Source organism: Spirillospora sp. NPDC049024 (assembly GCF_040649235.1).
Taxonomy (GTDB): Bacteria; Actinomycetota; Actinomycetes; order Streptosporangiales; family Streptosporangiaceae; genus Spirillospora.
The window spans coordinates 96,013-109,538 of record NZ_JBEZFD010000027.1; the positions used below are offsets into that span (position 1 = coordinate 96,013).

At 72.4% G+C, this 13,526-nt stretch carries 12 protein-coding genes and 1 tRNA gene; 9 read left to right on the forward strand and 4 right to left on the reverse strand.

The window, feature by feature from the left end; genetic code table 11:
• Positions 1 to 41 precede the first annotated feature (41 nt).
• From eno to AB0C21_RS36770, 4 genes are all read left to right on the forward strand, one after another.
• Complete coding sequence (eno, locus tag AB0C21_RS36755; RefSeq protein WP_149261235.1) at positions 42 to 1,325, forward strand: phosphopyruvate hydratase; 1,284 nt, start codon at positions 42 to 44, stop codon at positions 1,323 to 1,325.
• A 95-nt stretch (positions 1,326 to 1,420) separates the two neighbouring features.
• Complete coding sequence (locus AB0C21_RS36760) at positions 1,421 to 1,870, forward strand: FtsB family cell division protein (RefSeq protein ID WP_500210577.1); 450 nt, start codon at positions 1,421 to 1,423, stop codon at positions 1,868 to 1,870.
• Between the two features lie 55 nt (positions 1,871 to 1,925).
• Entirely contained in the window at positions 1,926 to 2,507 is a 582-nt protein-coding gene (locus AB0C21_RS36765; RefSeq protein WP_500210578.1) for a DUF501 domain-containing protein, read from the forward strand.
• Positions 2,504 to 3,457 carry a Ppx/GppA phosphatase family protein gene (locus tag AB0C21_RS36770; RefSeq protein WP_500210579.1) on the forward strand — a complete coding sequence of 318 codons (954 nt, stop codon included), beginning with the start codon at positions 2,504 to 2,506 and terminating at the stop codon, positions 3,455 to 3,457. Before AB0C21_RS36765 ends, AB0C21_RS36770 begins: the two co-directional genes overlap by 4 nt.
• A 246-nt stretch (positions 3,458 to 3,703) precedes the next feature.
• On the opposite strand, the gene AB0C21_RS36775 is transcribed toward AB0C21_RS36770, so the two are convergent.
• Positions 3,704 to 4,480 carry a DUF2510 domain-containing protein gene (locus AB0C21_RS36775; RefSeq protein ID WP_500210581.1) on the reverse strand — a complete coding sequence of 259 codons (777 nt, stop codon included), beginning with the start codon at positions 4,478 to 4,480 and terminating at the stop codon, positions 3,704 to 3,706.
• 139 nt (positions 4,481 to 4,619) lie between these two features.
• On the opposite strand from AB0C21_RS36775, the gene AB0C21_RS36780 reads away from it, so the two are divergent.
• From AB0C21_RS36780 to AB0C21_RS36795, 4 genes are all read left to right on the forward strand, one after another.
• Complete coding sequence (locus AB0C21_RS36780) at positions 4,620 to 5,441, forward strand: uracil-DNA glycosylase (protein ID WP_500210582.1); 822 nt, start codon at positions 4,620 to 4,622, stop codon at positions 5,439 to 5,441.
• 326 nt (positions 5,442 to 5,767) lie between these two features.
• Positions 5,768 to 7,114, forward strand: a complete 1,347-nt coding sequence (locus AB0C21_RS36785; RefSeq protein WP_500210584.1) for an NAD(P)/FAD-dependent oxidoreductase — start codon at positions 5,768 to 5,770, stop codon at positions 7,112 to 7,114.
• Between the two features lie 113 nt (positions 7,115 to 7,227).
• Positions 7,228 to 7,300 (forward strand) — tRNA-Leu (locus tag AB0C21_RS36790).
• Positions 7,301 to 7,911: 611 nt separating this feature from the next.
• A complete protein-coding gene (locus tag AB0C21_RS36795; protein ID WP_500210585.1) occupies positions 7,912 to 8,733 on the forward strand; it encodes a Bax inhibitor-1/YccA family protein in 822 nt (273 codons plus the stop codon).
• Between the two features lie 173 nt (positions 8,734 to 8,906).
• On the opposite strand, the gene AB0C21_RS36800 is transcribed toward AB0C21_RS36795, so the two are convergent.
• The 3 genes from AB0C21_RS36800 to AB0C21_RS36810 form a co-directional block, all read right to left on the reverse strand.
• Positions 8,907 to 9,134: a DUF4287 domain-containing protein gene (locus tag AB0C21_RS36800; RefSeq protein ID WP_149260943.1), complete on the reverse strand. Its 228-nt coding sequence runs from the start codon at positions 9,132 to 9,134 to the stop codon at positions 8,907 to 8,909.
• Positions 9,135 to 9,372: 238 nt separating this feature from the next.
• Positions 9,373 to 10,593: an acetyl-CoA C-acetyltransferase gene (locus AB0C21_RS36805; protein ID WP_149260942.1), complete on the reverse strand. Its 1,221-nt coding sequence runs from the start codon at positions 10,591 to 10,593 to the stop codon at positions 9,373 to 9,375.
• Positions 10,594 to 10,728: 135 nt separating this feature from the next.
• The gene (locus tag AB0C21_RS36810) at positions 10,729 to 11,934 is read right to left on the reverse strand and encodes an SGNH/GDSL hydrolase family protein (RefSeq protein ID WP_500210586.1); all 1,206 of its coding nucleotides are present in this window, start codon (positions 11,932 to 11,934) and stop codon (positions 10,729 to 10,731) included.
• A gap of 186 nt (positions 11,935 to 12,120) precedes the next feature.
• On the opposite strand from AB0C21_RS36810, the gene AB0C21_RS36815 reads away from it, so the two are divergent.
• Entirely contained in the window at positions 12,121 to 13,509 is a 1,389-nt protein-coding gene (locus AB0C21_RS36815) for a cystathionine beta-synthase (RefSeq protein WP_500210588.1), read from the forward strand.
• Positions 13,510 to 13,526: the final 17 nt, after the last annotated feature.

The window sequence follows — 13,526 nt, forward strand, 5'->3', positions numbered from 1 at the left end:
CGGTGACCGCACAGACCATCCGCACCATCAGGGGGTTCCCCGTGTCGTCGATCGAGGCCGTACTCGCCCGGGAGATCCTTGACTCCCGCGGCAACCCGACCGTCGAGGTCGAGGTGCTGCTCGCCGATGGGACCGAGGCGCACGCGGCGGTCCCGAGCGGCGCCTCCACGGGCCAGTTCGAGGCCGTCGAGCTGCGGGACGGCGGTGAGCGCTACGGCGGCAAGGGCGTCCGCAACGCCGTCAAGGCCGTCAACGAGACGATCGACGAGAAGCTCGTCGGCTATCCCGCCTCCGACCAGCGCCTGATCGACCAGCTCCTGGTCGACCTCGACGGGACCCCCGCCAAGTCCGCGCTCGGCGCCAACGCCATCCTCGGCGTCAGCCTCGCCGTCGCCAAGGCCGCCGCCGACTCCGCCGGCCTGCCGCTGTTCCGGTACGTGGGCGGCCCGAACGCGCACCTGCTGCCCGTCCCGATGATGAACATCCTGAACGGCGGCGCGCACGCCGACACCAACGTCGACATCCAGGAGTTCATGATCGCGCCGATCGGCGCGGCCACCTTCGCCGAGGCGCTGCGCTGGGGCGCCGAGACCTACCACGCGCTGAAGTCGGTGCTGAAGTCCAAGGGCCTGAACACCGGCCTCGGCGACGAGGGCGGCTTCGCCCCCGACCTGCCGAGCAACCGGGACGCCCTCGACCTCATCCTGGAGGCGATCCGCAAGGCGGGCTTCACCCCCGGCCGCGACATCGCGCTCGCGCTGGACGTCGCGGCCACCGAGTTCCACGCCGACGGCCAGTACGCGTTCGAGGGCACCAAGCGCTCCGCCGACGACATGGCCGCCTACTACGGCGAGCTGCTCGGCAGCTACCCGCTCGTCTCCATCGAGGACCCCCTCGACGAGGAGGACTGGGCCGGCTGGGAGGGCCTCACCGCCGCCGTCGGCGACCGCGTCCAGCTCGTCGGCGACGACCTGTTCGTCACCAACCCCGAGCGGCTCGGCCGCGGCATCAAGTCCGGCGCCGCCAACGCGCTGCTGGTCAAGGTCAACCAGATCGGCACGCTCAGCGAGACCCTCGACGCCGTCTCGCTCGCGCAGACCAGCGGCTACCGCTGCATGATGAGCCACCGGTCCGGCGAGACCGAGGACACCACGATCGCCGACCTCGCCGTCGCGACCAACTGCGGCCAGATCAAGACCGGCGCCCCCGCCCGCAGCGACCGGGTCGCCAAGTACAACCAGCTGCTGCGCATCGAGGAGCTGCTGGACGACGCCGCGCGCTACGCCGGCGCCGCCGCGTTCCCGCGCTTCGACGCGCGGGGCTGAGCCGCGCGGCCCGGCGGGGCGGCGTCCCGTCCCGCCGGGCACCGGGTTCCGGCAGCCGAGCCGCAGGCAGGGGACACGCTCAGGCAGGGGACACGATGGCGCACGGTGACGACGAGCAGACCGACCACGGGTCCGGAGAGCACCGGGTGAGGGGCGGCCGGGGCCGCCGCTCGAACCCGGCGCTGACGAGCCGCGCCGCGATCCTCGCGGTCGTGGTGTGCGCGATCGCGCTGAGCCTCGCCTACCCTGTCCGGGAGTACATCGCCCAGCGCAAGGAGATCGCCGACCTGCGGCGCCAGGAGGCGGTGTCCCGCCGCAAGGTGGAGATACTCGCCCAGCGCAAGCAGCAGCTCGGCGACAAGTCGTACATTGAACGTGAGGCGACGCGCCGGCTGCATTACTGTCGTCCTGACGTGAAGTGCTACATCGTCCTGGACGGCGGTGAAGGGGACGGGCAGCGCTCCCGCAAGGGCGGCACGGAGACCAGGCCGCCCTGGTACGAGACGCTGTGGCGGTCGGTGGAGGCCGCCGACAGGCCCCGCTGACCGTCCCTTGGGCGCGGACGACGAACGGATCCCCCGGATCCGTGGGGTGGGACTGATGATCGAAGCACGTGACACGGCCGCGGTCGCGGCGCAGCTGGGGCGCGAGCCGCGCGGCGTCCGCCGGGTGGCGAGCCGCTGCCCCTGCGGGCTGCCCGCCGTGATCGAGACGGCGCCGCGGCTCCCGGACGGGACGCCCTTCCCCACCCTGTTCTACCTGACGTGCCCGAAGGCCGCCTCGGCCATCGGGACGCTGGAGGGCGGCGGCGCCATGCGCGACATGCAGGCCCGGCTCGCCGCCGACCCGTCCCTGGCTGCCGAGTACGCCGCCGCGCACGAGGACTACCTGCGCCGCCGCGACGAGGCCGCCCGCGAGGACGGCGTCGAGCCGCTCCCGCCCGGCATGCAGAGCGCCGGCGGCATGCCGGAGCGCGTCAAGTGCCTGCACGCCCTCGTCGCGCACGAGCTGGCGGTGCCGGGCGCCAACCCGTTCGGCCGCGAGGCCCTCGACGCGCTGCCCGACTGGTGGCGCTCGGGGCCTTGCGTCCAGGTGGAATGCGGCACGCCGGAGAGCGGCACGCCGGAGAGCGGCACGACGGAAACCGACCACGCGGAACCGGAACCGAGGGAGGCGCGGTGACGCGCGTCGCGGCCATCGACTGCGGGACCAACTCGGTCCGCCTGCTGATCGCCGACATCGCCGCGGCGGGCGGCGACGGCGAGGGCGGCGGAAGCCTGACCGACGTCGAGCGCCGGATGGAGATCGTCCGGCTGGGCGAGGGCGTCGACCGGACCGGGCGGCTGTCGCCCGCCGCGCTCGAGCGCACCTTCACCGCGATGCGCGGGTACGCCGAGCTGATCGAGCGGCACGGCGACGGGCACGGGCCGATCAAGACCCGGGTGGTGGCGACCAGCGCGACCCGCGACGCCGCGAACCGGGCCGACTTCGTCAGCGGCGTCGTCGACATCTTCGGCGTCGTCCCCGAGGTGATCAGCGGGGACGAGGAGGCCGGGCTGTCGTTCACCGGCGCCACCCGGGAGCTGGCGAAGCTGCGCCCCGCCCGCCCCTACCTGGTCGTCGACATCGGCGGCGGGTCCACCGAGTTCGTGCTCGGCAGCTCCTCGGCGGACGCGGCCCGCTCCATCGACATCGGCTGCGTGCGGATGACCGAGCGGCACCTGAGGGACGACCCGCCCTCGCCCGAGCAGATCTCCAACGCCGCCGCCGACATCGACACGGCGCTCGCCGCCGTCCGCGAGAGCGTCCCGGTGGACGAGGCGCGCACCCTCGTGGGGCTCGCCGGGTCCGTCACCACGGTCGCCGGCATCGCGCTCGACCTGCCGACCTACCAGCCGGAGCGCATCCACCTCGCGCGGATCACCGCCGGCCAGGTGCACGAGGTGACGCGGCGGCTGCTGCACGCCACCCGCGCGGAGCGCGCCGAGTTCGGCGTCATGCACCCCGGCCGCGTCGACGTGATCGGCGCCGGCGCGCTCATCCTGGACCGGATCATGCGCGAGTACGGGTTCGGAGCGGTCGTCGTCAGCGAGCACGACATCCTCGACGGCATCGCCTGGTCGCTGTGTTGATTCAGTCCCGGCACCCTTCGCTCGCCTTGCGGCTGTGTTAATACAGTCCCGGCCCACTTCGCTCGCCTGGCGGCTGTGTTTTCCACAGTCCCGGCCCACTGCGCTCGCCTGGCGGCTCGCTGCGTGACCGGGCCTGGGCGAACGCGGCATCGCTTCGCGATCTGCCCGGTTCCGCTCGCCTCCGGCTTCGCTCCACCGGCCAGGTCACGCGTTCGCGCGCGTGGCCGGGGCCACTTTGCGACAGGCCTAGTACTTGAGGCGGGTCAGCAGGGCGGGGATCAGGACCGCGTTCGGGTTCTGCTGCGGGACGTAGAGCAGCGGCGCGGTGCCGCCGGACTGCTGGATCCAGACCCGGCCCCGGTCGACGGTCGCGCCGGAGATCAGCGACCAGCTCAGCGACACCCGGTTGCCGCGCACGCCGCCCGGGTGGACGGTCAGCCCCTGCGCCACGTCGACCGACTCGCCCGCGCGCACGCGGCGGGCCAGCTCCTCGACGATCCGCGGCTCCGCGTACTCCTGGCAGAGCTGGATCAGCCGCCCCCAGACGTGCTCGGGCTCGCCGTCCGCCCCCGGCGGGCGGCCGGGCAGGACGCCCGGCTCGACCACCACCTCCACGCGGGGGCCGCCGCGGAACGGGTACCGCCCCGCCTGGAAGATCCACTGCGTGGCGGGGGCGCGGCCGTGCGCGGCAGGGTGCTCGGCCGCCCAGTACGCCACCCACTCGACTCGCGCCCAGGCGAGCGACGCGTTCCCGTAGGCGACGCCTTGGTCGTCGGCGTGCAGCCGCAGGCCGCGCACGTTCACGTCGAGGGCGGGGACGGAGGGGGCGCGGTCCCAGGTCGGGACGTGCGGGGCGGCGTAGTGCGTCCCGCCGGAGGTCCCGCGGTCCGGGCGCTGCTCGCGGCGCGGGATCCGGGGCGGGCGGTCGGGTTCGGGGTTCAGCCGCTCGGTCCAGTTCTGCCCGTCCCACCAGCGCAGGCTCCCAGTCCCGTAGGGGTCTGGGTACCAGCCCGGTTGCGACACTCCTGCCTCCCACCTCGCACAACGCGCGTGCCGGACCACCGCCTCCCCGACCGGCGAACGCATCGTACCGATCGGACCCGCTCGCCACCGGCCATGGGCGGAACCCGGCCACCGGCTGTGGCGTGGGACGATCGGTGGTATGCCGCCCGCCAACCCTCCGTTCGTGCCGCCCGGGTCAGGGTGGCCGGAAGACCCCGCGGTCCCCGCGACCCCCGTCGCGCACGGCGCGGGCGACGTCGCCGAACTGGCCGCCGGGGCGCCGGATCTGCACGAGCTGTGCGCCCGCCAGTCGGTGTGCCGCGCCTGCGACCGCCTCGTGGAGTGGCGGGAGAAGGTCGCCGTCCAGCGCCGCCGGGCCTTCGCGGACGAGGGGTACTGGGGGCGTCCCGTCGCGGGATGGGGCGACGAGCGCCCGCGGATCCTGATCGTCGGGCTCGCCCCGGCCGCGCACGGCGGCAACCGCACCGGCCGCATCTTCACCGGCGACCGCTCGGGCGACTGGCTGTTCGCGTCCCTGCACCGGGTCGGGCTGGCGGCCCTGCCGACCAGCGTCCACGCGGGCGACGGGCAGCGGCTGATCGGCGCGCGGATGGCGGCGACCGTCCGCTGCGCCCCGCCCGACAACAAGCCGACCCCGCTGGAGCGGACCACCTGCCTGCCGTGGCTCGCCCGCGAGGTCGCGGAGGTCGCCCCGACCGTCCGCTGCGTGGTGTGCCTCGGCGGGTTCGCCTGGCAGGGCGTGTGGCCCGCGCTGAAGCAGGCCGGGTACGGCGTGCCGCGCCCCCGGCCGAAGTTCGGCCACGGCGCCGAGGTCGAGCTGGCGCCGCCGCCGTCCGGGCCCCGGCGCGACCCCGTCCTGCTGCTGGGCTGCTACCACCCGAGCCAGCAGAACACCTTCACCGGCCGGGTCACCGAGGACATGCTGGACGCCGTCTTCGTCCGCGCCCGCGACTACCGCTAGCGGGACCGGGCGTTTGCCGCCGAGAGCGCCGGCCCGATCCCGCCGCGCCGGCGGAACGGCCCGGACGAACCGCGGCATCGCTTCCCCCCGATCACCGTCTCCGCGAGGAGTTCGACGGCGAGGCAGGGCCGTGGCCAAGCGGCCGTGGTGCGGCGGACCGGCCCCTGCACCGATCCGCCGCCCGCGACCGCTTGGCGCCCCCGTCGGGCCCTGGCCTCGCCGTCTCCCTTCTGGCGTTACATCGGGTGAGATGCCGACAGTGGGGAGGAAGTTCGCAACTGCGGCCAAGACGTGAGCGGACCGCAGAACCGGGTATCGCTCCGGATATGCCATCCCAACGCACGAAACAGATCGTGATCGTCGGCGGCGGGTACGTCGGCATGTACACGGCCCTGCGCCTGCAGAAGAGGCTGCGCGGCGAACTGCGCCGCGGCGAGGTCGCCGTCACCGTCATCGATCCCCAGTCCTACATGACCTACCAGCCGTTCCTGCCCGAGGCGGCCGCGGGGAACCTGGAGCCCCGGCACGTCGTCGCGCCGCTGCGCAAGGTCCTGAACCGCTGCCGGATCGTGAACGGGTTCGTGACGCGGATCGACAACGCGTCCAAGCGCGTCACCATCAGGCCGGCCGGGTCGAACCACGGCGTGCCGGAGCGGGACGTGGAGTACGACATGCTCGTGGTCTGCCTCGGGTCCATCTCCCGGACGCTGCCCATCCCCGGCCTGGCCGAGTGCGGGATCGGCTTCAAGACCGTCGAAGAGGCGATCTTCCTGCGCAACCACGTCCTCCACCAGCTCGACATCGCCGCGTCCAACCCCGACAACGAGGCCGTCCGCAAGCGCGCCCTCACGTTCGTGTTCGTCGGCGCCGGGTTCGCGGGCATCGAGGCCATCGCCGAGCTGGAGGACATGGCCCGCGACGCCTGCAAGTGGTACCCGACCATCGACGAGGAGGAGATGCGCTGGATGATGGTCGAGGCCACCGACCGCATCCTCCCCGAGGTGGGCCCCGAGATGGGCCGCTGGACCGCCGAGGCCCTGCGCCGGCGCGGCATCGAGGTCAAGATGAACACGCTGCTGAAGTCCGCGGAGAAGCGGCACATCGTGCTGAGCGACGGCGAGGAGTTCGACGCCGGAACCCTCGTCTGGACCGCCGGAGTCAAGCCGCACCCCGTCGTCAAGGAGAGCGACCTGCCCCTGGACGACAAGTCCCGCATCAAGTGCACCGCCGACCTGACCGTGGAAGGGCTCGACGGCGTCTACGCCGCCGGCGACAACGCCGCCGTCCCCGACCTCACCGACACCGGCGACTTCACCGCGCCCAACGCCCAGCACGCGGTCCGGCAGGCCAAGCGCCTCGCCGACAACATCGTGGCGGACCTGCGCGGCAAGCCCAGGAAGCCGTACGTGCACGCCTACGTCGGCTCCGTCGCGGGCCTCGGCCTGCACAAGGGCGTCGCCAACGTCTACGGGCTCAAGCTCCGCGGCCTCCCCGCGTGGTTCATGCACCGCACCTACCACCTGTCGCGCATGCCGACCGTCAACCGCAAGTTCCGGATCACCATGGACTGGACGCTCTCGGCGTTCTTCCGCCGCGAGATCGTCTCGCTCGGGGAACTCGAATCGCCCCGCCAGGAGTTCGAGCTCGCGGCCGGCCGCCAGCACGACATCTGACAACCGTTCTTGACCGCCCGGACCGTTCCACTGGCCGAACCCGGCCGCCGAAGCCCCATTCCCACGGCCCTTGGAGAAGGCGGTGGCAACCACTGACTCGATATGATGACGCCGCCCCTGTAGCCCAATGGCAGAGGCGGGCTCCCTAAAAGAGCCATTGTGTCGGTTCGAGTCCGACCAGGGGCACGTGCGGCCGACCCTACTCGCCGCTTTTGCGGCTTCGCCGGGGCTCGCTGTGTTTTCCCAGGGGGGCGACCCCCTGGAACCCCCGGCGGGCGACCCTACTCGCCGCTTTTGCGGCTTCGCCGGGGCTCGCTGTGTTCTCTCAGGGGGGCGACCCCCTGGAACCCCCGTTGCGAGCCGGGCGATCCTCGCGCCACGGTTTCGGTGTGTTGTGCCCGTGCGGGTTCTTGCGTGGCGCTGCGGTCGCCCGGCTCGGCGGAGCGTGCGGCCTCCAGGCGCTAGAGCGCCTTCCGGCCGCCCGCCCCGCGGCCCCGCTCAGGTCTGCTCCAAGAGCGTTATGGCGTGGCCCGTCCAAGAGCGTTGGACGTTCTGGCCGTGTTCGGGGCTCGTCCTCGTGGTGCGGGGGTTATCGGCTGTCGGAGATGTGGTGTCTTCAGGGTTGTTCGGTTGCTGATCGAAGAGCGGGGAACTTGGGGGCGTTCGGGGGGTGTCCTTGCGGGGGTGGTCAAGGTCTGTGGGGGAAATGCGGGATTGGTTCGGCGGGGTTTCGGCTGATCAACCGGGGGGAGTGCGGCTTACACTGAGGGTTCACGTCGGCCGAAGTGGAGACTCTGATGGAGAGTAGAAATCCCGCGTTCCGGGGAGGAGCCTTCGACCAGCGGGGCGGAGGGTTCGGGGCGCAGTCCTACGGGGCGCAGCCTTACGGGGCGCAGCCTTACGGAGGGGGCGGGTACGCCGCGCCCGGGTACGCGCCGCCCGCCACCCGGCCGATGACCATGGACGACGTCGTCGTCCGCGGGTTCCTGACGCTCGCGACCCTGGTGGTCACGGCGGCGCTGGCCTGGACGCTCGTGCCCACCTCGCTCGCCGGGCCCGTGCTCGTCCTCGCGCTCATCGCCGAGATCGGCATCTGGGCGTTCATCACGTTCGGCCGCAAGGCCAACGCGGCGATGGTGCTGACGTTCACCGCGGTCTACGGCGTCGTCGTCGGAATCATCAGCCACTCCTACAACGACCTCTACCACGGGGTCGTGTTCCAGGCCGTGATCGGGACGGCGCTGGCGTTCGGCGCCACCCTCGCCGTCTACGCGCTGCGCATCGTCCGGGTCACGCCCAAGTTCGCCAAGTTCGTGATGGCCGCCGGGCTCGCGCTGATCGGGCTCATGATCGTCAACCTCGTGGTGCACCTCTTCGGCGGCGACCACGGCATCGGGATCCGCGACCCCGGCAGCCCCCTCGCCTACGTCTTCAGCGTCGCCGCGATCCTCGTCGGCTGCTTCTTCCTGCTGCTCGACTTCGACTCGATCGAGAACGGCGTCAGGGCGGGCGCGCCCGAGAAGTTCGCGTGGTACTGCGCGTTCGGGCTGGTGCTGAGCCTGGTGTGGATCTACCTGGAGATCCTGCGGCTGCTCAGCTACTTCTCCGGACGCGACTAGCGTCCCGCAAGGATCAGCCCCGCGCCGGGCGGCGTGGGGCTGATCTTTGTGCGGGATCTCTGCGCCAAGGTCGCGGCGGCACGGCGCCGCGACTGCGGGGGCATCCTCTGGCGGGATCCCGCAACGTCCGTTATGAAGTTCTCTCGGTACGTCCCCCCGAGGGAGGGACGTGCTCAGTAGTGGCGGGCGCGGCGCGCGCGCTCGTGCTCGCGGACCAGCGCCGCGGCGTAGCCATGCGAGAGGTTGTGCTCCTCGGCCAGCCAGGTGCTGCGTTCCTCGCAGCGGGTGAACGACGGGCCGTTCTCGATGGCGGTGAACCACTCGGGGATGTCACGTCCTGTGACTTGCGGGATGCGGGCGATCAGCTTGCTGTGCGTCTCCGGCGAGTGGTTCAGTGACAATTGGCACCTCCAGGTCGCGGGCCTCTTCCTGCCGACTCTGCAACACCTCCGCGCATGTGACAACCCCCTAACGGGGACCTATCTTTTACGTTACGTAGATCATTTGTAGCGGGGATGTTCCCCGGAAACGCGCAGGTGGCCCGCATGGAGCCGCCTGAGGGCGGTTCCGGGCGGGCCACCTGATGCTTCTTGCCGGAAAGTTTGTTCGTCGTTTCCGCAGGTAAGTTCGGCCTTACCTTTAGGAGAGGCGCTCCAGGACCATCGCCATGCCCTGGCCGCCGCCCACGCACATGGTCTCCAGCCCGAACTGCTTGTCGTGGAACCGGAGGCCGTTGAGCAGCGTGGAGGTGATCCGGGCGCCGGTCATGCCGAAGGGGTGACCGACCGCGATCGCGCCGCCGTTGACGTTCAGCTTGTCGAGGTCGATGCCGAGGTCCTCGGCGGACGGCAGCACCTGCGCCGCGAACGCCTCGTTGATCTCGACGAGGTCGATGTCGTCGATCGTCATCCCGGCCTTGGCGAGGGCCTTGCGGGACGCCTCCACCGGGCCGAGGCCCATGATCTCGGGGGACAGGCCGGTGACGCCGGTCGACACGATCCGGGCCAGCGGGGTGATGCCGAGCTCGGCGGCCTTGGTGTCGCTCATGACGACGACTGCGGCGGCGCCGTCGTTGAGCGGGCAGCAGTTGCCCGCGGTGACCGTTCCGTCCGGCCGGAACACCGGCTGGAGCTGCGACACCTTCTCGTAGGTGGTGCCGGGGCGGGGGCCGTCGTCCTTTGCGACGACGGAGCCGTCCGGCAGCGTCACCGGGGTGATGTCCTTCTCCCAGAACCCGTTGGCGAGGGCCTTCTCGGCGAGGTTCTGCGAGCGGACGCCGAACTCGTCCTGCGCCTGGCGGGACACGCCGCGCATGCCCGCCACGTTCTCGGCGGTCTGGCCCATCGCGATGTAGATGTCGGGCACCGCGCCGTCCTCGCGCGGGTCGTGCCACACGGGGGCGCCGCCCTCGCCGGCCCGGGCGGTGCGGGCCTGGGCCTCCTCGAACACGGGGTTCTGCGTGTCGGGCAGGCCGTCGCTGCTGCCCTTGGCGAACCGGCTCACGGTCTCGACGCCCGCCGAGACGATGACGTCGGCCTCGCCGGCGCGGATCGCGTGCAGCGCCATCCGGGTCGTCTGGAGCGAGGACGAGCAGTAGCGGGTGATGGTCGCGCCGGGCACGTTGTCCCAGCCCAGCAGGACCGACACGACGCGCGCCATGTTGTAGCCCTGCTCGCCGCCCGGCAGGCCGCAGCCGAGCAGCAGGTCGTCGATCTGGCTCGGGTCCAGCTGCGGGACCTTCGCCATCGCGGCGGTGACCATCTGGGCGGTGAGGTCGTCGGGCCGGATGTCCTTGAGCGACCCCTTGAAGGCGCGGCCGATCGGCGAGCGCGCGGTTGCGACGATGACTGCCTCGGGCATGTGCGGGTCTCCTTCTCAGCGGCCAACGGTGTTACTCACCGGTCACGAGCAATCTAGCCGCTGGTCGCACGCGGCGTACACGCCGCCCCCCGGGCCTGGTGGACGGCACGTCCAATAAGTGCGGACTTACCTCGCTCACCTGGGCGAAGTCCCGGCGGCACGGTGACCGCCGCCCCATGTGCCCGGGACGCCGGGCGCCGCAGGCTGGGAGCGACGCCACCGGCCGGGCCGCCGCAGGCGCGCGCGGAGGCCCGGCCGGGGTCCCGGACCGCCGGGGCCCGCCACCGGTGACCGGGCGGGCTCCGGCCCCGCGAGGGCGGCGCGGTCCTCGCCCGCAGTGTCCTCATCTGCGTGGCGCTCGGCTTCGCGGCGGCGGGGCAGGTGGGGGCGGCGCAACGGGTACCGGAGCGTGGCCCAGCGGCCCCGGGGACCGCGGTCGCGGCCCGCCAGCGACGCGCCGCTGACCTCCGTACCGGCCCGCTCCGCGGCCTCGACGGCGGCGAGGTAGACGGGGATGACGTCCGCCGTCAGCTGGCCGGACAGGTCGCGCCGCAGGCCCAGCGCGGACGCCATCGACGGCAGCACCGCGGCGGACGCGGCGGCGTAGCCGCGGGCCGACGGGTGGTAGCGGTCCTCGCTGAACATGGAGAGCGGGTCGGCGGCGAACTCGGGGCCGAGCAGGTCGCCGAGCGACACCGACCGGCCGCCGCGCTCGACGACGGCGATCGTCTGGGCGGCGGCGAGCTGGCGGCTCGCACGGCGCGCGAACCAGCGCAGCGGCGGCATCAGCGACTTGACCGAGCCGAGGTCGGGGCAGGTGCCGACGACGACATGGCTTCCGGCGCCGCGCAACCGCTCCACCGCCTCCCCGAGGTGGCGGACGGACTCGACCGCCGGCACCCGCCCGGTCACGTCGTTGGCGCCGATCATGATGACGGCGATGTCGGGACGGGTCTGCAGAGCCTGGGCGACCTGGCCGCAGAGCGCCTCCGAGCGGGACCCGGAGCGGGCCACGTTCGTCAGCCGGACCGGACGCCCCGCGACCGCCGCCAGCCCGGCGGCGAGCAGCGCGGCGGGCGTCTCCTCCGGAGTGTGCACGCCCAGCCCGGCGGCCGTGGAGTCGCCCAGCATGACGAGCGAGAGGGGCTCGCCGCCGTGCGCCTCGCCGTACAGCCCGTCCGCCACGGGCGGGTCGCCGTTCGGCCGCGACAGGATGGTCCTGCGGGCGAGCCGGGCCTGCATGAGGAGCAGGCCGAACGTGATTCCGCCGAGTGCGGTGATGCCTCCGCCGCCGTAGGCCGCGGCCGCCGCGATCCGGCGTGCGGTGAATGCCCTCAACATGCTGCGCTGACCCTCCGTGAATGATTTCCTACCCGCGCCAAAGGGTCGCGATACCTGCGGTGGCCGATCTCGGCTACCGTCGGGAACGGGAAACCTTCCGGGTCCCGCGGCCGTTTCCGCGCGTGACCGGCGGCGGAAGAGGGCCGCAACTTCAAGAACACCACACTGAACGACAAGGATGTCGCGGTGCACGTACACGACTCGCTCCTCGAACTGATGGGCAACACCCCGCTCGTTCGACTGCGCAAGGTGACCGCCGGCGTGGGCGGCGGCCGGCGGCCGCAGGTGCTCGCCAAGGTGGAGTACTTCAATCCCGGTGGGTCGGTGAAGGACCGCATCGCGGTCCGGATGGTCGACGCCGCCGAGGAGTCCGGCGAGCTGCGGCCCGGCGGGACGATCGTCGAGCCGACGTCCGGCAACACCGGGGTCGGGCTCGCCATCGTCGCCCAGGAGCGCGGCTACCGCTGCGTCTTCGTCTGCCCCGACAAGGTCGGCAAGGACAAGATCGACGTGCTGCGCGCGTACGGCGCCGAGGTCGTCGTCTGCCCGACGGCGGTGAACCCCGAGCACCCCGACTCCTACTACTCGGTGTCGGACCGCCTCGTCACCGAGATCCCGGGGGCGTGGAAGCCGAACCAGTACACCAACCCGCAGAACCCCCGGTCGCACTACGAGACGACCGGGCCGGAGCTGTGGGAGCAGACCGAGGGCCGCATCACGCACTTCGTCGCGGGCATCGGCACCGGCGGCACGATCAGCGGCGTCGGCCGGTACCTCAAGGAGGTCTCCGGCGGGCGGGTCCGGATCGTCGGCGCGGACCCGGAGGGCTCGGTCTACTCCGGCGGCAGCGGCCGCCCCTACCTCACCGAGGGCGTCGGCGAGGACATCTGGCCCGAGACCTACGACCGCGACATCTGCGACGAGGTCATCGCGGTGTCCGACAAGGACTCCTTCACCATGACCCGCCGCCTCGCCCGCGAGGAGGCGCTGCTCGTCGGCGGCTCCTGCGGGATGGCCGTCGTCGCCGCGCTGCGCGTGGCCGAGAAGGCCGACCCGGACGCGGTGATCGTGGTGCTGCTGCCCGACGGCGGCCGCGGCTACCTCGGCAAGATCTTCAACGACAGCTGGATGGCGGACTACGGCTTCCTCACCCCCTCCACCGAGGAGGCGCGGGTCGGCGAGGTGCTCACCCGCAAGGGCGGCACGCTGCCGGAGTTCGTGCACGTCCACCCGCACGAGACCGTGCAGACCGCGATCGCCATCATGCGCGAGTACGAGGTGTCGCAGCTGCCGGTGATGAAGGAGGAGCCGCCGGTCATGGCGGCCGAGGTGGTCGGCTCGGTCGGGGAGACCGACCTGCTCGACATCATGGTGAAGGGGCAGGCCAAGATGACCGAGCCGGTGGAGGCGCACATGGCGGCGCCGCTGCCGACGCTCGGCTCCGGCGAGCCGGTCAGCAAGGCCGTCGGCGTCCTGGAGAAGTCCGGCGCCGCCGTCGTCCTCGTGGACGGCAAGCCCAAGGGCCTCATCACCCGGCAGGACCTGCTCGCCTTCCTGGCCGACTCCACCGGCTGACCCGCCGGGCGGCGGAG

Bases quoted from the DNA above. Each gene is read 5' to 3' on its own strand.
- AB0C21_RS36760 (WP_500210577.1), top strand. From the start codon at position 1,421: ATGGCGCACGGTGACGACGAGCAGACCGACCACGGGTCCGGAGAGCAC.
- AB0C21_RS36765 (WP_500210578.1), top strand. From the start codon at position 1,926: ATGATCGAAGCACGTGACACGGCCGCGGTCGCGGCGCAGCTGGGGCGC.
- AB0C21_RS36780 (WP_500210582.1), top strand. From the start codon at position 4,620: ATGCCGCCCGCCAACCCTCCGTTCGTGCCGCCCGGGTCAGGGTGGCCG.
- AB0C21_RS36785 (WP_500210584.1), top strand. From the start codon at position 5,768: ATGCCATCCCAACGCACGAAACAGATCGTGATCGTCGGCGGCGGGTAC.
- AB0C21_RS36795 (WP_500210585.1), top strand. From the start codon at position 7,912: ATGGAGAGTAGAAATCCCGCGTTCCGGGGAGGAGCCTTCGACCAGCGG.
- AB0C21_RS36805 (WP_149260942.1), bottom strand. From the start codon at position 10,593: ATGCCCGAGGCAGTCATCGTCGCAACCGCGCGCTCGCCGATCGGCCGC.
- AB0C21_RS36810 (WP_500210586.1), bottom strand. From the start codon at position 11,934: ATGTTGAGGGCATTCACCGCACGCCGGATCGCGGCGGCCGCGGCCTAC.